Genomic DNA, 20688 nt, shown 5'->3' on the forward strand with positions numbered 1-20688 from the left:
TAGAAAGGGAGCCTGAACTATCGGGCTCCCTTTTTTGCTATGGGTTTCACATCAAGGATTTCTTGCCATGCTGGCGTTTTTCGCTGAGCTGAACTGGGCAGCCGTGCTGCAAATCATCATGATCGACATCCTGCTGGGTGGCGACAATGCCGTGGTGATCGCGCTCGCGTGCCGTAATCTGCCGGCCAAGCAACGTTTGCAGGGCATCATGTGGGGCACCGTCGGCGCCATTGTCTTGCGCGTGATCCTGATCGCGTTCGCCGTGACGCTGCTCGCCGTGCCCTATCTGAAAGCATTGGGCGGCCTGGCGCTGCTCTGGATCGGCACGAAGCTGCTCGTGCCCGACCACGACGCTCACGACAGCGTGAAGCCTGCCGACAAGCTCTGGACCGCGGTCAAGACGATCATCGTCGCCGATCTGGTGATGAGCATCGACAACGTGATCGCCATTGCCGGCGCCGCCGAAGGGGCCGCCGACCACCACCAGTTGCCGCTCGTGATCTTCGGGCTGCTCGTGAGCATTCCGCTCATCGTCTGGGGCTCGCAACTGGTGTTGAAGGCGCTCGATCGCTTCCCCATCATCGTGATGGCCGGCGCGGCGCTGCTCGGCTGGATTGCCGGCAACCTGATCGTGACCGACCCGGGCATCGGCCCCTGGCTGCATCTGCCGGGCGCCGCGGCCGAATACACGCACTACATTGCGTCGGGTATCGGGGCGTTGCTGGTGGTCGGTGTCGGGTTGATACTCCGGCGTCGCAGCGAGGCGCGTCAATTGCGTGCAACCTCTTCGGAATAATCCGGTCCATTACCGGGTGATTTCTCATCACCCATACAGCCCCGCCCGATTTTGATCTGCGGCAGGGTTCTCGGCGCGGGGGCTATGGCATACTCCGCCCACTTCCCCCCGACGAGCGCCGTTCCGAGCCTGGAATGGCGCATCCGTTTCGTTTTCAATGCTATCGCTGGGAGTTACACAATGCGTCGTTTCGGCCACCGGACCACCGGTATCGCCAAGTCCCGGGGCTTCACCCTGATCGAGCTGATGATCGTGCTGGCGATCATCGGTGTGCTGGTCACGGCAGGTGTCCCGTATCTGCAAAATTATCTGGTGCGTGCGCGCGTCGTCGAGGGTCTCGGGTCGGCGGCTGCCGCCAAGGCGCTCGTGGCCGAGAACGCCATGCACGGCGCGCCGTTCAACAGCGGCTGGCAGGTGCCGAGTGCGACGGATAACGTCAACTCGGTCAATATCGACGGTTCTACTGGCAACGTCAGCATCGCCTATACGCAACGCGCCGGCGACGGCACGCTGGTGCTGGTGCCGATGCAGACCGGTGCCGACGGCAAGCCGAAGGTTTTGGAAAGCGGCAAAGCGCCGGAAGGGCAGGTCGTCTGGACGTGCTACGCGCAAGGCCGCGACGGCGCCCCGAGCGGTGCCACGCTGTCGGCCAAGGTCGCGCCGCCTGAGTGCCGGGGTGCAACGGCGGAAGCTGCGAAGGGCTGAGTCTGCCCGGGTAGCGAATGGCGTGTGCGGGGGGGAGGGACGGGGGATGGAAACCGTCCGTTATCCGCCGCATGGTTTGCGCATCGGAACGAGAGGCCGAGATTGGTCTCTCGCATGAAATGGTCGCCCCTCCGGCGACCGTTTTTCGTTATGCTTGCGCATCTTTCAACCGGTGTACTGCACGGCGGCGACCTTGTTTCCACCTCTGCTTCTTTCGATGATCGGGCTCACGCTGGCCGCGATCTGGGCGTTGCCCTACAACTTTGTCAAACACACGTATCCGATCTCGACGTTCTATTCGGAGGCGCTGACGTTCTCGCTGTTTGCCGCCCTCGGCGTGTTGTCGATGGTGGCCGTGTTGCGGCGCGATTCGCGTTTGCTGCAACTGCCGCGCATTACGTGGATGCCGCTGATGTTCATCGCGGTCATTCTCGTCCAGCGCGCGACGATGGCGACCGAGTTGCCGCAACTGATGATGACCGCGCTGCTCTACGGCGTGGCCATGATCGTGGCGGTGAGTTCGGGGTACTGGCTTGCGCAATTGGGCTGGCGCGGCGCGCTGATGCGCTTGAGTGCGGCGGCCCTCACCGTCGGTGGCCTGTACGCGTTCGGTGCGCAGGTGGTGCAGGCCTTCCATCTCGAAGCGCATGTGCCATGGCTGGTCGCGAAGTACACGGTCAGCGTGGCGCGGCGCCTGTTCGGCAATATGTATCAGCCGAATCATCTGGCAACGTACCTGTCGCTCGCGAGTGCTGGTGCCTTCTATCTCTGGTATCACCGCAAGCTGCCGGTGTGGCTGTTGCTGCCGGTGTGGGCGGCGTTCGATATCGGTATCTGTTTCACGGGCTCGCGCACGCCGTGGCTGCAACTGGCCTTGCTGTCGGCCTTCGGTCTGTGGCTCGTCTGGAATGAGCGCGTCGATTCGCCGCACAACATGCGCCGTCCGATGCGTTGGTTCGCGCCTCTGGCCATCCTCCCGCTGCTGGGCCTGATGACGATGTTCGTCGGCTGGGCCAATGTGGCATGGGGGCTGCAACTCGACGGCAGTGCGGTGGCGCGCATGCAGCAGGCCGGGCAGGTCGCGGGGCGGTTGAACCTGTGGGAATACGGGTTTGCGATTTTCCGGGAGCATTGGCTCTTCGGTGCGGGGTGGTCGAATTACATCGACGCGCAGTTCGCGTTGGTCGACAAACTCGGCCCCGTCGAAATGGCGGATAACGCCCACAATGCGCTGCTCGATCTGCTCGCGAAAATCGGTCTCGTCGGCACGTTGCTGGTACTCGTGCCGTTGCTGTTCTGGTTCGCCCGCGCGGTGCGCGCCATCAAGTCGGCACCGATTGCGTTCGCGTTCATCTTGCTGGGCATGCTTGCCGTGCACGCGATGCTCGAGTATCCGCAGCATTACGCGTTCTTCCTGCTCCCCGCGCTGTTCCTGCTGGGCTTTTGCGATACGAAGGCCATCAATGGCGTGTCGCCGACCGCGACCGGGGCCATCAACGGCGTGATCGTACTGTTCGCCTGCGTGGCGATTCCGTGGTTGATCGCCGACTACCAGCGTGTGGAAGTGGCTTACCGTGCGGGCAAGATCGACACATATCGCACGGACCCGGCGTTGTTCTTCGCACCATATGGCGACTACGCCGTGACCGGCGCGTTGTACCTCAATCGCGATCAGCTCGACGAAAAACTGGCGTCGCATCGCGAAGCGCTGGCGCTGGGTGCCGGACCGACGATGATCAAGCGTTACATCGTGCTGCTCGCCCTCGCGGGGCGTGACGACGAGGCGCTGGAAGACGTGCAGCGTCTGAAAAACTACAACATGCAGATATTCGACGGTCAGTACGCCGCGTTGATTCGCTTGCTGCGCGCGCAGGGCGACGACCTGAAGCCGTTCACCAAGCGTGTCATCGAGAAGTGGGGACGCCCGAAGGGAGACCCGGATGACGACGAGGCCATGACGTCGCCGGCGTCTGCTGCCAAACGGATGTCCTGAACGTCACCGTCGTCGGCGCCGCAAATAGAAACGCCCGCAATTCACATTGCGGGCGTTTTCTTTTGGAAGGCCCGTTGGCGGGCATTCGGTCTCCGAGACTACGGTGCCAAGCCTTGGGGCGGGCCTCGTGTCTGGCCTGGCGTCAGGCCTTGTCGCCTTCTTCCGGCGCGGCCGCAGGAGGCACAGCGATATCCGGGGAATCCGCCACCGGATCGTCCTCGTTCTCGTCGTTTCGTGCCCAGAAGAAGCGATCGGGGAAATGCCGTCCCATCCCAGGGCGGAACGCATTCTCGAGCACTTGTTGCAAGTACTCCTGTGCTTCTCGCACGGCCTCGGGCATGGCCAGACCATTGGCGAGCATCGCCGCGACTGCCGCGGCGAGCGTATCCATGGCACCTGCCACGTTGTGCGGCGGGCGGTCCCATGTGTCCTCGCGCACCACGCCATCGTCCGAATACAGCGTGTGGGTGAATTGCGGGGCGTTGCTGTCGCTCACCAGAATGAACTCGCAGCCGTGTTCGAGCAGGATGCTCACGGCTTCCTCCATCGACACGTTTTCGTTCTCGCTGACCGTCTGTGCCAGCGCGATGGTGCTCGCCGGGCTCACCACCAGCACGCTCGCCTGCGGCACCAGCAGGCTGGCGGTGGCTTCGCGCAGTTCATCGGCCGACAGCAGGTGTTCGCCGGCCAGACCGAAGTCCGGTGCCACCACCAGCGGCGTCTCGTCATAGTCGGCGACGATTTCGGCGATGGCGGCGACGTTCTCGGCATTGATGGTACTGCCGACCTTGAACGCGGCCACCGGCATGTCTTCGAGCAGCATGCGTGCCTGATCGACGATCCAGTCCGGGTCGACCGGCTGCACGTCCACGCAGGCGCGTGAGTCTTGCGATGAATAACCGGTGAGCACCGACACGCCGTAGCCGCCCATGCTCGCGAACGTGAGCAGGTCGGCCTGAATGCCGGTGGCCGAGGTGGGATCGGAAAGCCCGAAGGTCAGCAGAATGGGAGGGGATTCAGTTTGCATGGGGGCAGGATAGACGGCGATCTGGTCAGGGCTTGGGTTCGTTGGTACCATCACGCCTTAAATGCCCGCTTCGGAGCGCTTGCAAGCGTCGTGGGCAGCACCCGCCGGGCAATGCATCGGCAGGTCCCCCACATCACCGTTCGACAAGTCTGTCGCCGGGGCCCGAAGCGGTTGACAAGCCATTGTAACGGAACGCTAGTCGCTTAAGAAAGAATGGAATACAAGAGCTGGATGTGCCTCATTTGCGGCTGGATTTATGACGAAGAGGCAGGTTTGCCCGACGAAGGCATTGCCCCCGGCACGCGCTGGGACGACGTGCCCATCAACTGGACCTGCCCTGAGTGCGGTGCGCGCAAGGAAGACTTCGAGATGGTGCAGATCTGAGGCCGATGGCCCATGGTGATTCCGCAAACGCCCCTCGACGCCCCTGCAAGCACGTCTGGTCCTGCGACACGCGAGACGCGTGACGCCCCGCTATGGCGTCTGCCCGACGTCGCCGAGGCGTTGACCGAAGCCTCCGACGCGTGGTCGAACGGTCCGGCGGCGGCGCTCGGACCGTTACGGCGTGCCAATCGTTTGTTGCAGACCAGCGGTCATGCCGACTGGGCACTCCATGGCGAACGGCTCGTGCAAGCGATTGCCGAGACGGCCTACGGTCAGCCGGGCAGTCAGGACGCCATGCGCAATGCGCTGCGCCAGTTCGAGCGCGAGATCTGGCAGGCCGGTGCTGCACCCTCTACACCGGCGGTATCGACTACACCCGCTGTAACCCCCGACTGGCCGGGTTCACCAACCCCCGGCGAACTGCGCATGACCGGCTGGGCCGTCGCCACGCCGCGTCTGCATGGCTTGCCGGCGGGGACCGCGCCCCTGCGAGCCGATGTCGAACGCGTGTTGTTGCGTCTGCTGCGTCCCGACGCCGATGCGACCGACACCACGGCAGCCCTCGCACAACTGGCCGATCTGGCCGCTGACCTGCACCGTGCCGGGGCGACCGCGCCGCTCGATTACTGGCGTCTCGCTGCCGCATGGCTGCGTTTTGCCCGGGCCCCGCTGAGTCTGGCCGACAAGCGCCAGATCGGGCGAATGAACATGGCGCTGCGGCGCCAACTGACGCGGCCGACCGAGCCGGGTCAGACGACCACCGGTATTTCCGCGCAGAACCTGTCGGCAGCGCCTGCGGCACCGGGACAAGCCGGCACGGCCGCAACGAGTGCAACAGGCACAGCAGGCGCTGCATCGGCCACCAAATCACAAGCCGACGTCATTCCGGGTCACGACCTGCTCGAAGCGCTGGCGACGTGGCAGGCACAGGCACCGGATAGCTGGCTGAACACGTTGTTGGCCGATTTCGGCGTGCTGCGCAGTGGTGGCAACTTGCCCGCATCGTTGGCCGACGCCGTCGAAGCCGCGCAGAAGCAGGGCGCGGGCACGAGTTCGCGCGACTGGCTGCGCATCGGTCCGATTGCGGTGCGCCATGACGTCTGCCAGACCTTCCTGAGTCTTGCCGACGAAGCCTTGCCGAATCTGAACGACCCTGCCGTGGCGGGGCGTGTTGCCGACTATGCGTCGGCGATCGGCCTGGCGCCGGTCGCCCGGCTGGCTGCTGCCGTGTCGGCGACGGGCGAGCGTCTGGCGGCGTCGCCACCGGCCGAGCCGGGCGGCCCGGCGGCGCTGGCCATGGCCGTCAAGGCGTTGCGTGGCATGCTTCACCAGTTCGCCGCAGACGCTTACCCGGAGCCGCGTCCCGACCTGATTGCCGAGATGGCAATGTGGCGGGAGCGGGCGCTGGATGCGAGTGTATTCGGACAGCGGCTCGTCACCGGGCGCGACGTTCCGTGATAAAGTCGGCAGCAAAGGCTGCCTAAGGTGGCCGAACAAGGTGGCCGATGGCCGTAGCACGATGCGGTAAGACCGCAAACCGTCCGCGAAACTACTTTGGCCCTATGCCGAACGACCGTATCAATCTCACGAACCAGTTCCTCATCGCCATGCCGGGCATGGCCGATCCGACGTTTTCCGGAACGGTCGTGTACATGTGCGAGCACAGCGAGCGCGGCGCGATCGGACTGGTGATCAATCGTCCGACCGATATCGACCTGCAATCGCTGTTCGAACGGCTCGACCTCAAGCTCGAAATCGACCCGTTGGCGCATCAGCCGGTGTTCTTCGGCGGACCGGTGCAGACCGAGCGCGGCTTCGTGCTGCACGAAGCGACCGGCACGCCGTACAGCTCGTCGCTGTCAGTGCCGGGCGGTCTCGAAATGACCACCTCCAAGGATGTGCTCGAAGCCGTGGCGAATGGCGACGGTCCGAGCCGCTTCCTGCTCACGCTCGGTCATTCGGGCTGGAGCGCGGGGCAACTGGAAGACGAAATCAGCCGCAACGGGTGGCTGACCGTGGCCGCCGATCCCGGCATCGTGTTCGATGTTCCGCCGGCCGAGCGTTTTGACGCTGCACTCGCGTTGCTGGGGGTATCGTCGTCGATGCTCTCCGCCGACGCTGGCCACGCATGACGGCTGGCAGCGCCACGGTGCTCGCCTTCGATTACGGCGAGCGTCGTATCGGTGTGGCGATCGGCAATCTGCTGCTGCGAGAAGCCCGTGCACTCACCGTCCTCGCCAATCTCAATCGTGAAGTCCGTTTTGCCGAAGTCGGCAAGCTCGTTGCCGAATGGCAGCCCGAGCTGATCGTCGTCGGCCTGCCTTGTCATCCCGATGGCACGCCGCATGAAATGACCCAGCAGGCCAAGCGCTTCGGCAATCAGGTCAATGGGCGTTTCGATGTTCCCGTGGTGTGGGTCGACGAGCGTTATTCGTCGGTGGCCGCGGCCGCCGCACTCGCCGAAGCCGGCGTCAAGGTCTCGCAAAAGACCTCCCTCGACGCTGAAGCCGCCCGCATCATTCTCCAGCAGTACTTCGACGAGCATGTGCCTGCCTGACGCCGCGCCGCAGGCGTGTTCCGGATCGCACCAAACACCCGGATCGCCCCGATCGGGCGAAGCCCCCCAGCAACGGGCCACCGCCCCGGAGACGCCGCATGGCTAATGGAATGCTCGGCCGGCGCGGCCACCCGCAACTGACTCGCAACGGCGAGTTGAAGCATTTGCTCACGGTCGAAGGCCTGCCGCGCGCCATTCTCACTCATATTCTCGACACGGCCACACAGTTCGTCAGTCTGAACGACGGCGACGTGAAGAAAGCGCCGCTGCTGAGCGGCAAGTCCGTTTTCAATTTGTTCTTCGAGAACTCCACACGTACGCGCACGACGTTCGAGATCGCGGCTGCGCGATTGTCTGCCGACGTGTTGAATCTGAATATCAACGCGTCGTCGACGAGCAAGGGCGAAACCCTGCTCGACACCATCGGCAACCTCTCGGCGATGCATGCGGACCTGTTCGTCGTGCGGCATGCACAGTCAGGCGCCCCGTACCTGATCGCCGAGCATTGCGCACCGCACGTGCACGTCATCAACGCGGGCGACGGGCGTCATGCGCACCCCACGCAGGGGCTGCTCGACATGTACACGATTCGCCACCACAAGGGTGATTTCAACAACCTGACGGTGGCCATCGTCGGCGACATCCTGCACTCGCGGGTCGCGCGCTCCGATATTCACGCACTCACCACGCTCGGCGTGCCGGAAGTCCGCGCCATCGGGCCGCGTACGCTGCTGCCGACCGGGCTCGAACAACTCGGCGTGCGCGTGTTCCACGACATGGATGAAGGGCTGCGCGACGTGGACGTCATCATCATGTTGCGTTTGCAGAACGAGCGGATGAACGGTGCACTGCTGCCGTCGGCGAGCGAGTACTTCAAATACTACGGCCTCACCCCCGAGCGGCTGGCCCTGGCCAAGCCGGACGCCATCGTCATGCATCCGGGGCCGATGAATCGTGGCGTGGAAATCGATTCACGGGTGGCGGACGGCCCGCAGTCCGTCATTCTCGAACAAGTGTCGTTCGGCATTGCCGTGCGCATGGCGGTGATGAGCATCGTCGCCGGAAACCACGGATGAGCGCGCCCATGAAACTGCATCTGAAGGGTGGCCGCGTCATCGACCCCGCCACCCGCACCGACCGGGTCCAGGACGTATTCATCGCGGACGGCAAGATTGCCGGCTTGGCCAGCGCGCCGGATGGCTTCACCGTCGATCGAACGATTGACGTCTCACGCCTTGTCGTGGCGCCGGGGCTGATCGATCTGGCGGCCCGCAAGATGACGGCGGCCAGCGAAGCGGCGGCGGCACTGGCCGGTGGCGTGACGCGCGTCGTCTGTCCGCCCGATGCCGATCCGGTGCTCGACGCGCCCGATCTGGTCGAAATGCTCCAGCATCGCGCGCGTGCCATGCACCACGCGCAAGTGCATCCACTCGGCGCACTCACCGTCGGACTCGCCGGACGGGAACTCACCGAAATGGCCCAGTTGAGTGCGGCGGGTTGTATTGGTTTGTCGCAGGCCAATGCACCGATCGCGGACAACCGCACGCTGCTGCGCGCGCTGCAATACGCGGGCACTTTCGGGTTGACCGTCTGGTTGCGCCCGCAGGATGCCGCACTCGCCGCCGGGGGCGTGGCCGCCAGTGGCGCAGTGGCGTCGCGTCTTGGGCTGGCGGGAATTCCTGTGGCCGCCGAGACGATCGCGCTGCACACCATTCTCGAACTGGTGCGTGTCACGGGCACACGGGTGCATTTGTGCCGCTTGTCGTCGGCTGCGGGCGTCGCGCTGGTGCGTGCGGCCAAGGCCGAGGGCTTGCCTGTCACGTGCGACGTCGCGGCGCATCACCTCCATCTCACCGACATGGACATCGGTTATTTTGATGCCCAGTACCGGCTCGACCCGCCGTTGCGCGGCCAGCGCGATCGCGAGGTGATTCGCGATGCGGCCCGCGACGGGACGATCGATGCCATCTGTTCCGACCACACCCCGCTTGCTGCCGATGCCCGGCTCGTGCCGTTTGCCGAGGCAGTACCGGGGGCGACGGGGCTGGAATTACTGTTGTCGCTGGTATTGAAGTGGGCCGATGAAGCCCGGGTGCCGCTGATCGACGCGTTGGCGCGCGTCACCCACGGACCCGCACAGCATCTGGACGGTCTGCGCAGTTTGGGCACCCCAAGCAAAACGAGCGACGAGGCGGCCGGGGCAGGTAAGCTTGCCGTTGGCCTGCCGGCCGATCTCTGCGTGTTCGAGCCTTCCACCTATTGGACAGTTTCGCCGGCGCTGCTGCGCAGTGCGGGACACAACACCCCGTTCCTCGGCTATGAATTGCCGGGACGCGTACGTCTCACACTGGTCGGCGGCCACGTGGCGTATGAAACCCTTGCCGTTTAGGACGCGATTGCCGTGTTGTTGATCAAAAAACTCCGTCTGGGCCTGCACCTCGCGCGCGGCCTGCTGACCGCGCTGATGCTATTCCCGTTCCTGTCGGAAGCGGGCAGGCATCGCCGCATTCGTGCATGGTCGCAAAAGCTGCTGAGACTGTGCGGCATGCAACTCGAAGTCGAACAACGCGGGCCGCTCCCCGAGAGCGGTGTGATGCTGTTGTGCAACCACGTCTCGTGGATCGACATCTTCGCGATCAATGCGTGGCAACCGGTGCGCTTCGTGGCGAAAGCCGAGATTCGTCACTGGCCGCTGGTGGGCTGGCTGTGCGTGCAGACGCGCACGATCTTCCTGCAACGCGAACGCCGTGCCGATGCACGTCGGATCATGCATTACCTGTCGGAATGTTTGCGCGACGACGACATCATCACGGTGTTTCCGGAAGGCACGACCACGGACGGCAGAAGCCTCCTGCCGTTCCACGCCAATCTGTTGCAAGCCCCTGTCAGCACCGGCAAGCCCGTGCAGCCGCTGTGTCTGTTCTACACCGATGCCGCCAGCGGGCGTCACACGATGGCACCGGCGTACATCGGCGAGATGACACTGATCGAGTCCATCGACATGATTCTGCGTGCGCCGCCGATGACGGTGCGTCTGGCAGTGGGCGAGCCGCAGTACCCGCAGGACGGACAACATCGGCGCGACGTCGCACTCGCCGCACAGAAGGCGGTGGGCGATCAGTTGCAGGGGTACTTGCCGGAAGCGGTGCTGCCGCAGAGCGGCTCGGTCGGGTCGCGTGAGGCCGCTGTGGGCGATGAAGAGGGCGACACCACGCAGGCCGTGCAGGTCTGATTCGGGATCTCTCCCGGGATCACAAATGAAAACGGCGCCGCAATCACGGCGCCGTTCTTGTATCGACGATGCGCTTGTTCGGCGCGGCGATAAAGTGGTCAGCGATCAACCGATCAAGCTTCCTTGCGTTTGGCCGCCTTCTCAGGCTTGTCGTTCTTGTCCACCTTCTCGGCCTTCGAACTCTTCGCTGCGCTCTTGCCGATCTTCTCGAGCTTGCGCACGGACTTGCCAAGCTTTTCTTCCTTGGCAGCCTTGAACGCATCTTCGGCCTTCTCGGCCTTCTTGATCTTGCCGCGCTTCTTGCCATCGGCGGAGCCGAACGGGTCACGCACCTGCGGGCAGTCGATCTGAATCAGGTCGCGTTGTGCCGGCGAGTCGGCCAGTTTCACCGCCGTCAGCTGTCCACCCCACACGCAGCCGGTGTCGAGCCCGAGCACATGCTCACGCATCACCAGACCGAGTGCCGACCAGTGACCGAACACGACGGTGATATCGGCGGTTCGTCGATTCGGCGCCTCGAACCACGGCTTGAGGTCGTCCGTGGCGGCGTCGGCACCTTCCTTGAGCTTGAAGTCGATGCGGCCATCGGCGGTGCAAAAGCGCAGCCGCGTGAGCGCATTGATCGTGAGGCGTCGACGGTCGTCGTCGGTCAGACCTTCGCGCCACTGATCCGGCTGATTGCCGAACATGCGCGAGAGAAACGCCTGCCAGTCCGGGCCACGCAACTGGCTTTCCACGTCGCGTGCGAGCGTGATGACTTGCTCGGCGTCCCACTGCGGCAATACGCCGGCGTGCACCATCAGGTGGCCGTGGGCGAAGTGTGCGAGCGGGCGATGGCGCACCCAGTCGATGAGTGCGTCGCGATCGGGGGCGTTGAGAATATCGTCGAGCGTATCGCTGCCGTGCGCCTGCCGCACCCCGGCGGCAACCGCCAGCAGGTGCAGGTCGTGGTTGCCGAGGACGACACTTACGCGATCGCCGAGGGCGATGACCTGACGGAGCGTGTCGAGGGAACGGGGGCCGCGATTGATGAGATCGCCGGCCAGCCATAGATCGGCGTCTTCCGGCAAAAGGGCAAGAAGTTCTTCAAACGACGTTTGGCAACCCTGAAGGTCGCCGATGGCATAGATGTCACGCATCGCGGTGGCGCTGTCTTGTCTTGTTGTCCCGAACAGGGGGATTCCGTGTGCCGCGGCCGCGCACTTCAGTGGTTCACCAGTCAGTGGCTTACCGAAGTACGTCGCCCCCCGTGGTCTTTCATTTTTTGTAGATCAGCCAGCGGGGTGCCTTGAAGCGGACGATGCGCAGGTACAGCCAGACATACGTCACCATGAAGGCGACGCAGCAAAGTGCGAGCACCAGGCTGTGTCGCCAGAAGACAGTCGCCGGGATCACTGCCAGCAAGCATAACAGCCACAGGTACGGGGAGGTCAAGGAATTGCGTTGCGTGAGGGCACTCGCAGTGCGCACGCCAACGGCCCAGCGCATCAGCCGCTTGTACACGAGCATGTGCAGGTGCACGCCATCGGGAATGCCGGGCGAGATGCCGCGCACGAAGCGCTTGCGGTAGATCGAGAAACAGACCTCGAACGCCGGGTAAATCACCATCAGTGCGGGATACCACGGCGAGACCTGCGGGTTGCGCATCACCAGCAGGATGGCGATTTCGGCCAGCATGAAGCCGACGAAATAGGCCCCGCCATCGCCGAGGAAGATCAGGCCGCCGGGGAAGTTGAAGATAAAGAATCCCAGAATGGCCCCGACCATGATCATCGAGGTGGTGAGCACAATGGGGTCCTGCACCTGAAATCCGACATACCCGAGCGAGGCGAACATGATCATGGCGACCATGGCGGCGAGCCCGTTGAACCCATCGATGATGTTGACCGCATTGGCCATGCCGGCGACGCACAGCACCGTGAGCGGCACCGACACCGCGGCAAGCAGCAGCGCCCGATCGGCAAAACCGATGTCGATGCGCGTGATGCGAATGTCGAGCAACAGCCACGCGAGCAGGGCGGCGAACATGGTGCAGACCAGCCGCACCGTCGGCGTGACCTTCTTGGTCAGGTCTTCGACAAAGCCGCCGAGAAACGCCGGCAGGCCGCAGGCCACGAGCATCAGAATGTCGCGCGCGACTTTGGGGTAGGGGAAGGCGAGGGCTGTGGCCGCCACGATCAGGCCGGCCAGAATGCCGACGCCGCCGATGCGGGGCACCGGGCGGACGTGGAATTTCTGTACGCCGACGACATCGCTGTCACCGGAAAAGCGGGCGTGGACATGCGCGTAGCGCACGATAAGCAGCGTCGTGACGAACGACACGACGAGAGCGATGGCAAGACTCAGCATGATGCAATCCGATGGCCTGCGATGAGGCCATCAAAGAGTGAAGCGGACAATCAGGATTTCTTTTTCTTGACGATCAACCAGCGCGGCGAGCGGAACCGTACGATGCGGCGATACAGCCACGTGTAGGTCACGATGAACGCCAGACAACACGCAACGAGAATGCCCGTGTGGCGCCAGAAGATCGTGGCGGGAATGACCGCCAGCAGGCAAAGCACCCACAGGTACGGCGACGTCAGCGAATTACGGCGCGTGAGTTGCGCCGCGACCCGCGAGCCGACCGCCCAGCGCAGAATGCGCTTGTAAATGAGCATGTGCAGGTGCACGCCGTCGGGCATGCTGGGCGACACCCCCCGGATGAAGCGGCGGCGGTAGATCGAGAAGCACACCTCGAAGATCGGATAGATCAGCATGAGCGCCGGATACCACGGCGACACGGCCGGGTTGCGCATGACCAGCAGAATGGCCAGTTCGGCCAGCATGAAGCCGACAAAATAGGCACCGCCGTCGCCGAGGAAGATCAGGCCGTTCGGGTAATTGAAGATGAAGAAGCCCAGCACGGCCCCGATCATGATCATCGACGTGGCCAGCACGATGTAGTCGCCCACTTGAAACGCGACGTAGCCCAGCGACGCGAACATGAAGATGCTCACCATCGCCGCCAGACCATTGAAGCCATCGATGATGTTGACCGCATTCGTCATGGCGGCCGTACAGATGACCGTCAGTACCACTGAAATGACGGGAATCGTCAGCAGATTATCGATCGGCGCGATGCCGATGCGATTGATGTGAATGCCGAGTATCAGATAGGCGACGAACGCCGAGATCATGGCGCACAACAGGCGCATGCGCGGCGACACCCGCTTGGTGATGTCCTCGATGAAGCCGCCAAGGAACACCGGGGCGGCGCTCGCCGCGAGAAGGAGAATCTCCTCCAGGGGGCCGTCGTAGTGAAGCTTCGCAAACGTGCCGGCGGCGAGCAGGCCGAGCATGATGCCCAGCCCGCCGATGCGTGGCACCGGGTGCGCATGGACCTTCTGGACGCCCTTCGTGTCGCTGTCGCTCGAAAAGTGCGCATGCACGTGGGCATAACGCACGATCAGCAGCGTGGTGACAAACGAAACTACGAGGGCCAATGTCAGGTTCAGCATAGTGCGGACAAGTCGTTGAGCGCGTTGTTAGTTCTTATGTGCGACTGGTGTCAGCTTATTGCGCTGAATCGGATGAGAGCCGGGTGCGAGTGGGGCTCCCATCGATCTCGCCGAGGATTCTGAAATACTCCGCGATCACCAGACCTTCGTCGAAATTTTGCGCTACTTTAGCACGCCCGGCCCTTCCAACTGCCTGCAATTCCGGCAGGGGCATGCCAGAAGTTGCCGCCATTTGCGTTGCCAGCGCCTTGGCATCCTGAACGGGTACGACCCATCCGGTGATGCCATGGTCGACCACTTCGCGGCATCCCTGCACGTCGGTCGTGATCACCGGGCGTGCCATCGCCCCGGCTTCGAGCAACGTCCGGGACAAGCCTTCGCGATACGACGGCAGCACGATGCAGTGCGCCTGTGCGATCGCGGGCCGCACCTCCTGCGTCACCCCCAGATACTCAACCAGCCCCTCCCGTTCCCACTCGGCGATCTGGTCGCGTGAAATGGCCGTGGGGTTTTCCACGTCGGCCGGACCCAGCAACTGGCATTTGACATGCGGGGCCGACGTCTTGAGCGCGCGGGCCGCCTCGATGAACTCCAGCACCCCCTTGTCGCGCAGCATGCGGGCAATCAGCAGGAACCGGAACGAACCGTTGTCGGCCGGCCATGGTGCGCTGGCAAAGTGATCGAGATTTACCCCTTCACCGGGCAGCAGCCGCGCCTTGCGCAAGTCGACGAGCCCGCCGCCGACCATGGCGTCGAAATCCGATTCGTTCAGGAACCAGTTCTCGCGCGTATGGCGAAACGCGTGGCGGTAAAGCAGGCGGACGATCCGGGTCAGGAACGAACGATTGATGAAGACCGTGCCCATCCCCGTCGTGATCGACACCGAGGGAATACGCGCCCAATGCGCGGCCATGGCGCCGTAGATATTGGGCTTGATCGTGTAGTGAAAGCACGCGGCGGGGCGAACGCTGCGGTAAAGGCGGAACAACCGCCGGGCAAGCGCGAGATCGTCGAGCGGATTCTTGCCCTTCGACGCCATCGGCATGAGGTGAACAACGCACCCCATCGCGCGCAGGAGCGGCGCATAGTCGTCATCCGGGGCGACCACATGCACCGGGTAGCCGTCGGCCAGCAGGGCACGGATCGGGCCGCCGCGGAAGTTGTGGATCGACCAGAACGAATTGGAGCAGAACAGAACGGGTGGGCGCATGGGCGATCAGTGAGTTGAAGCGGGCCGTGCGGCGAGCTGCGCGTAGGCATCGAGCCAGCGCGCCACGACGGCGTCGAGCGAGTAATGAGTGACGATGCGCTCGCGGTTGGCGGCCCCGGTCGCATCGCGTGCGTCGGGGCTCAGGCGCAGCAGGCGGGTCAGGGCATCGCCCAGCGCGCGGGCATCGCCGACCGGTACAAGGACGTTGCCGCCGCCAGCGCCGAGCAGTTCGCGTACCCCGCCGCAATCGGTCGACACCACCGGCAGGCCGCTCGCCATGGCTTCGCCGACCACCAGCGGCAGGCCTTCCCATGCCGACGACATGGCGTAGACATCGGCCGCGCGCAGCCACTGCGCTACATCGTCGCGACGGCCCAGCAGCGTGATGGCGTGCGACAGGTTCAGCGTCTCGATCTGTGCCTGCAAGGCGGCACGCAGCGGGCCGTCGCCGGCGATATAGAGCCGGGCATCCGGCATGTCGGCGAGCACTCGCTCGAAGGCGTCGAACAGCGTCGGGTAGTCCTTCGCGTCGACCAGACGGCCGGCAGCGAAGACGACGGGCGGCCCGGGCGGAGCGGGCGAGCGGGCATCTGCTGACAGCAAACGTTCACGCAGGGCGGGGCGGTCGGCCGGATTGGGGCGGTAACGCTGGGTGTCGATACCGTTGGGCATGCTGACGATGCGCGCGGCGGGGGCGGCGTGTTGGGCCACGAACGCGGCGACGGCGTCGTCGCTGACATTGGTTGTCAGGTCGGTGAGCCGGTCGGTGAGCCGATACGCGAGCATGCGCAGCTTGCCGCCTTCATTGCGGCTGTGCGCGCTGGTCACCAGCACCGGCATCGGCGCAAACAGCCGGGCAACGCGGGCCAGCAAGTTCGCATGCACCATGTGGGCGTGCACGACGTCCGGCCGCAGGCGCCGGATATGCGAGGCAAACTTCGCGACGGCCGCCGCCAGCGACCAAGGCGTCTTGGCGGCGCGTAATTCGATCAGGGAAAAGCGGGGGGAGTCCGGCAACCGAACGGTGCACTCGCCGGTCAACGAGATCATGACGACATCGTGCCCGCGCGCGAGAAATCCACGAGCAAGATCGGCGACCTGCGTTTCCGCGCCGCCCAACTGCAAGCCGGTCACGAATAGTACGATCTTCATGCGGCGCTCCCCGGGGCAGTTGTCGCGTGCGACCACAACCCCTCCCAACGCGCCGCGATGGCATCGGGCAGGTACGCCTGAGCGTGCACGTAGCCGGCAGCGCCGAGCCGCTGGCGAAGTGGGGCATCGTCGATCAGACGGCGCAGGACGACGGCGAGCGCGTCGATATCGCCATCGGTAGCGATCAGACTATCGATCCCGTCATGCAGCAGTGCCCGGGGCCCGGCGTCGGCAGCAAAGCCCGCGATGGGCAGCGCAAACGCCTGTGCTTCGAGCAGCACCAGGCCGAAGCTTTCTCGTCGCGACGGCAGGCAGTAGATCGCGGCTTCGGCGTAATGCCGGGCGATGTCGGCTACCGCCGGCAGCAACTGCACGCTGTCGCCGGCACCGCGCTCGCGGGCCTGCGCAATAAGGGCATCGCGCAACGCCCCGTCGCCAACGATCCGGACCTGCCAGCCGGGCGCGTCCGCCGCGATTTTCGTCCACGCGTCGATCAGCCGGTCGAACCCCTTTTCGGGCACCAGACGCCCGACAGCGAGAATGCAACGTGCGTCATCATGCGAGGGCGCTTCGGCCGGGGCGGCGATGCCCAGCGGATTGGGCAACGTGACGAACTGCGCTCGCGCGTGAGGATAGTGAGCTTGCCAGGCGTCGCGATCGGCGTCGGTAAGCACCACGACGGCATCGTAGCGGCGTGCGGCCAGACTGCGGGCCCAGCGGCGCGCGCGACGGCCGAGGTCGCTCGCATAAGTGCTGTGCTCCCACGCGATACGGCGCAACGACAGCCCGATCGTCGCAGGCAGTGTGTAGAGCGCGAGAATCGGGTCGACGTCGATCATTACGTCGATACCGTGTTCTCGCACGTACCGCCGAACGTTTCGAACGATCGACAAATAGTGATGTTTGAAAGCCACGCGCTCGGCAAACAGTGCGTGATGCTGAACGTCGGAGGCCAACGCAAAGACGGGTGTGTGGCCCCACAGCGAAAGCACGTGGACGCGGTGGCCGCGTGCGGCAAGCGCGTTGGCCAGCGTGGCGGTCGCCCGCTCGGCACCGGCGAAGGCGGCCAATGTGCCGGTGAACAGGCAGATCGTCCGGGGCGTGCGGTTGGGGGAGGCTGTCGTCATCGCGTCAATCCCGTCGCAGCAGCCAGATGCCGAGACCGAGGGCGGCCGCGTAGCCCGCGCCGTACCCCAGTGCCCCCGCCAGTGCCCCGATTTGCGGGGCGAACGTGCGCACTACGGCGAACGCGACCACTGCCGCGAACAGCCATTTGGCGATCACCCAGCGCCCGGCACCGCGCCGCACCAGCGTCAGATTGAGCGCAGCGTCAGCAAACACCAGAATGCCCATCAGGGCCGACACACGCAGAATCTGCGCCGACTCCGCAAACCCGGCGCCGTAGATCAAATGCACGATCCAGGGGGCGAGCAGCGCGATGGGGATGGCCAGACTTGCCCCGGCCGCGACCATCAGCCACATGGCGCGCACCGTATTGCGGCGCGCGTGCAGGTTATCGTTGGCCTGAAAGATCAACTGTGGCGCCAGCGAATTCGCGATGATCGGCGCGACGAGCACGAAGTTCTCCGTAATCTGCATGGCGGCCGCGTAGGCGCCAAGTTCGGCCAGCGGAATGATCGGCTTGAGCACGAGTTGATCGATGCGCTTGAAGAGCATCATCAGCATCAAACCGCCCCAGAACGTCATGCCGTTCGTGAGCAATTCGCGCAGCAGTTCGGGACGCCAGATCACTCGGGTGGACGGTGAATGCCGGAAGTAATAGCGGGCGAGCAGTGCGGCGGCGACCGCGGCTTCCACGGCGTAGACGATGGCGAACGCGACGATGCCCGCATGGGTGACGAACAACACCGCTACCAGTGCGAGTTTGGCGCCGAGTGCGCACAAGTTGGCCGTCACGCTAGGGCGATTGAACGTGCGTGCCTGCAACCAGGCGATGACGATGCCGACCGGCTCGCGGAACCACAGCGCCACGCCGAGCCAGAGCGCGGCGGCCATCAGTTCCGAGTCGGCAAACACGATGACGTAGACGGCCAGTGCCGCGTAGGCCACGGCGGCGGCGCCGAGACGCAGCATGAAGGCGTGAGCGATGACCGTGCGCTGCTCCGCTTCGGGCTTGCCCACGAGGCGCGGTACGACGACTTCGCTACCGCACAGCAGCGTGAGCGAGGCCGCCAGAAATACCAGCGATTGCGCGTATTGAAACAGGCCGAACTGGGCGGCACCGAGACTACGGGCGAGCAGGCCGGAGACCACGATGCCACCGACGATTTGCGCGCCGCGCTCGGTCAGCATCCAGAGGATGTTGCGAATGATGGTCCGGTAGGGCATGTGGGCGGGCGCGGGGCTCACTCGTTCTCAAAATAAGCAAAACCGGCCTTGGGAGGCCGGTGCTGGGGGACTTCACTGGCTTGTCATCGTGAGCCGGTACGGTTCGCAGGGCGATTGTAGGTACTCGCTGACAAGGGTTTCGCGGCGTGCCGCAGTGCGGCGAAGTCCCGTATAATTTTAGCGTAATGCAGCCGTTACCGGCCTGCCTTCGTGGCGGGCCGTTCTTGATCTGGCAGCATGGCGGCGTGCTCTGACATGCCGCTTCGCGAATCCGCTTGGGTACCCGCTTCAGCTATTCGTATCAGGTACTAATTTCCCCCTCGTTCCCGAGAGACCCTTTTCCATGACGCAAACCACGCAAGTTTCGCCTGCGATTTTCAAGGCATACGACATTCGCGGCATCGTCGGCAAGACCCTCGATGCCAACGTCGCGCACCTGATCGGTCGCGCTTTCGGCACGGCGCTGCGTCGCGAAGGCGGCAATGCTGTCGTGGTCGGCCGTGACGGCCGCCTGTCCGGCCCCGAGTTGGTCGGCGCACTCTCCGACGGCCTGCGCGCCGCCGGCGTCGACGTGGTCGACATCGGCGTCGTTGTCACCCCGATGGTCTATTTCGCCACCAACGTGACCCTGCACGGGCGCGTCGTCGATTCCGGCATCATGGTCACGGGCAGCCATAACCCGCCCGACTACAACGGCTTCAAGATGGTGCTGCGTGGCCGTGCCATTTACGGCGATGCCATTCAGGGTCTGGCGAAGCTCATCGAACAGCAGGATTTCGAGACGGGTCAGGGCACCTACACGGCCGACGAGATCGGCGAGTCGTATCGTTCGCGCATCTCGAACGACGTGCATCTGGCGCGTCCGATGAAGATTGCCGTCGACTGCGGCAACGGTGTGGCCGGCGCTTACGCCCCGGCGCTTTTCCATGCGCTCGGTTGCGACGTCATCGAGCTGTTCTGCGACGTCGACGGCACGTTCCCGAACCATCACCCGGACCCGGCACACCCCGAGAACCTCCAGGACCTGATCCGCACGCTCCAGACCACGGATGCCGAGATCGGCCTCGCCTTCGACGGTGACGGCGACCGTCTGGGGGTTGTGACCAAAGACGGCCAGATCATCTATCCGGACCGCCAGCTCATGCTGTTCGCGGCCGACGTGCTGAGCCGCAACCCGGGCGAGAAGATCATTTACGACGTCAAATGCACGCGTAATCTCGCCAGCTGGGTGCGTGAGCATGGCGGCGAGCCGGTCATGTGGAATACGGGCCATTCGCTGGTCAAGGCCAAACTCAAGGAAACCGGCGCCCCGTTGGCTGGTGAGATGAGCGGTCACGTGTTCTTCAAGGATCGTTGGTACGGTTTCGACGACGGCCTGTACACCGGCGCGCGCCTGCTCGAGATTCTCTCGAAGTCGGCCGATCCGAGCGCAGTGCTCAACGCGCTGCCGAACTCGATCTCCACGCCCGAGTTGCAGATTCCGCTGGCCGAAGGCGAGAACTTCGCGCTGATCGACAAGCTGCGCGAGACCGCGAAGTTCGATGGCTCGCAGGAAATCATCAAGATCGACGGCGTGCGTGTCGAGTATCCGGATGGTTTTGGTCTGGCGCGCTCGTCCAACACCACGCCGGTCGTTGTGTTGCGTTTCGAGGCCGACAGCGAGGCTGCCATCAAGCGTATTCAGGACGACTTCCGCAGCGCCATTCTGGCGGTCAAGCCGGACGCCAAGCTGCCGTTCTAAGCGTGGATTGAGGGCATTTCGGGCCTGACGTTTGCCAGCCAA

At 64.3% G+C, this 20688-nt stretch carries 19 protein-coding genes; 11 read left to right on the forward strand and 8 right to left on the reverse strand.

Features of this window, described 5'->3' with window-relative positions:
• Window positions 1-67 precede the first annotated feature (67 nt).
• From CDV44_RS02075 to CDV44_RS02085, 3 genes are all read left to right on the forward strand, one after another.
• Entirely contained in the window at window positions 68-796 is a 729-nt protein-coding gene (locus CDV44_RS02075; RefSeq protein WP_087686454.1) for a TerC family protein, read from the forward strand.
• A 180-nt stretch (window positions 797-976) separates the two neighbouring features.
• The gene (locus CDV44_RS02080) at window positions 977-1501 is read left to right on the forward strand and encodes a pilin (protein ID WP_212677060.1); all 525 of its coding nucleotides are present in this window, start codon (window positions 977-979) and stop codon (window positions 1499-1501) included.
• Window positions 1502-1694: 193 nt separating this feature from the next.
• Window positions 1695-3494 carry a PglL family O-oligosaccharyltransferase gene (locus CDV44_RS02085; RefSeq protein ID WP_141118651.1) on the forward strand — a complete coding sequence of 600 codons (1800 nt, stop codon included), beginning with the start codon at window positions 1695-1697 and terminating at the stop codon, window positions 3492-3494.
• Window positions 3495-3636: 142 nt separating this feature from the next.
• Here the strand turns inward: CDV44_RS02085 and CDV44_RS02090 are convergent, their stop codons facing one another.
• Window positions 3637-4521, reverse strand: coding sequence for a hydroxymethylpyrimidine/phosphomethylpyrimidine kinase (locus CDV44_RS02090; RefSeq protein ID WP_087686456.1), 885 nt, complete (start codon window positions 4519-4521; stop codon window positions 3637-3639).
• 213 nt (window positions 4522-4734) lie between these two features.
• Here CDV44_RS02090 and CDV44_RS02095 point away from each other — a divergent pair, with 213 nt between their 5' ends.
• From CDV44_RS02095 to CDV44_RS02125, 7 genes are all read left to right on the forward strand, one after another.
• On the forward strand, window positions 4735-4905 hold the full coding sequence (locus CDV44_RS02095; protein ID WP_039370930.1) for a rubredoxin: 171 nt from the start codon (window positions 4735-4737) through the stop codon (window positions 4903-4905).
• 12 nt (window positions 4906-4917) lie between these two features.
• Window positions 4918-6363: a hypothetical protein gene (locus CDV44_RS02100; RefSeq protein WP_087686457.1), complete on the forward strand. Its 1446-nt coding sequence runs from the start codon at window positions 4918-4920 to the stop codon at window positions 6361-6363.
• Between the two features lie 104 nt (window positions 6364-6467).
• Window positions 6468-7037, forward strand: a complete 570-nt coding sequence (locus CDV44_RS02105; RefSeq protein WP_058376067.1) for a YqgE/AlgH family protein — start codon at window positions 6468-6470, stop codon at window positions 7035-7037.
• Window positions 7034-7462 (forward strand): Holliday junction resolvase RuvX, encoded by a 429-nt coding sequence (ruvX, locus tag CDV44_RS02110; protein WP_087686458.1) that lies wholly within the window; start codon window positions 7034-7036, stop codon window positions 7460-7462. The genes CDV44_RS02105 and ruvX overlap by 4 nt, the downstream gene beginning before the upstream one ends.
• A 98-nt stretch (window positions 7463-7560) precedes the next feature.
• Entirely contained in the window at window positions 7561-8538 is a 978-nt protein-coding gene (locus CDV44_RS02115) for an aspartate carbamoyltransferase catalytic subunit (protein ID WP_087686459.1), read from the forward strand.
• Between the two features lie 8 nt (window positions 8539-8546).
• Window positions 8547-9851: a dihydroorotase gene (locus CDV44_RS02120; protein ID WP_087686534.1), complete on the forward strand. Its 1305-nt coding sequence runs from the start codon at window positions 8547-8549 to the stop codon at window positions 9849-9851.
• 12 nt (window positions 9852-9863) lie between these two features.
• Window positions 9864-10694 carry a 1-acyl-sn-glycerol-3-phosphate acyltransferase gene (locus CDV44_RS02125; protein ID WP_087686460.1) on the forward strand — a complete coding sequence of 277 codons (831 nt, stop codon included), beginning with the start codon at window positions 9864-9866 and terminating at the stop codon, window positions 10692-10694.
• Between the two features lie 113 nt (window positions 10695-10807).
• On the opposite strand, the gene CDV44_RS02130 is transcribed toward CDV44_RS02125, so the two are convergent.
• From CDV44_RS02130 to CDV44_RS02160, 7 genes are all read right to left on the reverse strand, one after another.
• Entirely contained in the window at window positions 10808-11833 is a 1026-nt protein-coding gene (locus tag CDV44_RS02130) for a symmetrical bis(5'-nucleosyl)-tetraphosphatase (RefSeq protein ID WP_087686461.1), read from the reverse strand.
• 118 nt (window positions 11834-11951) lie between these two features.
• Window positions 11952-13043: a glycosyltransferase gene (locus CDV44_RS02135; protein ID WP_087686462.1), complete on the reverse strand. Its 1092-nt coding sequence runs from the start codon at window positions 13041-13043 to the stop codon at window positions 11952-11954.
• A gap of 50 nt (window positions 13044-13093) precedes the next feature.
• Window positions 13094-14194 (reverse strand): glycosyltransferase, encoded by a 1101-nt coding sequence (locus CDV44_RS02140; RefSeq protein ID WP_087686463.1) that lies wholly within the window; start codon window positions 14192-14194, stop codon window positions 13094-13096.
• Between the two features lie 55 nt (window positions 14195-14249).
• Window positions 14250-15404 carry a glycosyltransferase family 4 protein gene (locus CDV44_RS02145; RefSeq protein ID WP_087686464.1) on the reverse strand — a complete coding sequence of 385 codons (1155 nt, stop codon included), beginning with the start codon at window positions 15402-15404 and terminating at the stop codon, window positions 14250-14252.
• Window positions 15405-15410: 6 nt separating this feature from the next.
• Window positions 15411-16556 (reverse strand): glycosyltransferase, encoded by a 1146-nt coding sequence (locus tag CDV44_RS02150; RefSeq protein ID WP_087686465.1) that lies wholly within the window; start codon window positions 16554-16556, stop codon window positions 15411-15413.
• Entirely contained in the window at window positions 16553-17683 is a 1131-nt protein-coding gene (locus tag CDV44_RS02155) for a glycosyltransferase family 4 protein (RefSeq protein ID WP_087686466.1), read from the reverse strand. Before CDV44_RS02155 ends, CDV44_RS02150 begins: the two co-directional genes overlap by 4 nt.
• A 4-nt stretch (window positions 17684-17687) precedes the next feature.
• A complete protein-coding gene (locus CDV44_RS02160) occupies window positions 17688-18905 on the reverse strand; it encodes an oligosaccharide flippase family protein (RefSeq protein ID WP_087686467.1) in 1218 nt (405 codons plus the stop codon).
• Between the two features lie 343 nt (window positions 18906-19248).
• Between CDV44_RS02160 and CDV44_RS02165 the strand changes: the two genes are divergently transcribed.
• Window positions 19249-20646, forward strand: coding sequence for a phosphomannomutase/phosphoglucomutase (locus CDV44_RS02165; protein ID WP_087686468.1), 1398 nt, complete (start codon window positions 19249-19251; stop codon window positions 20644-20646).
• The last annotated feature ends 42 nt before the right edge of the window (window positions 20647-20688 follow it).

The sequence above is a fragment of the Pandoraea sp. PE-S2R-1 genome (genome assembly GCF_002179865.1).
In the GTDB taxonomy this organism is placed as follows: Bacteria; Pseudomonadota; Gammaproteobacteria; order Burkholderiales; family Burkholderiaceae; genus Pandoraea.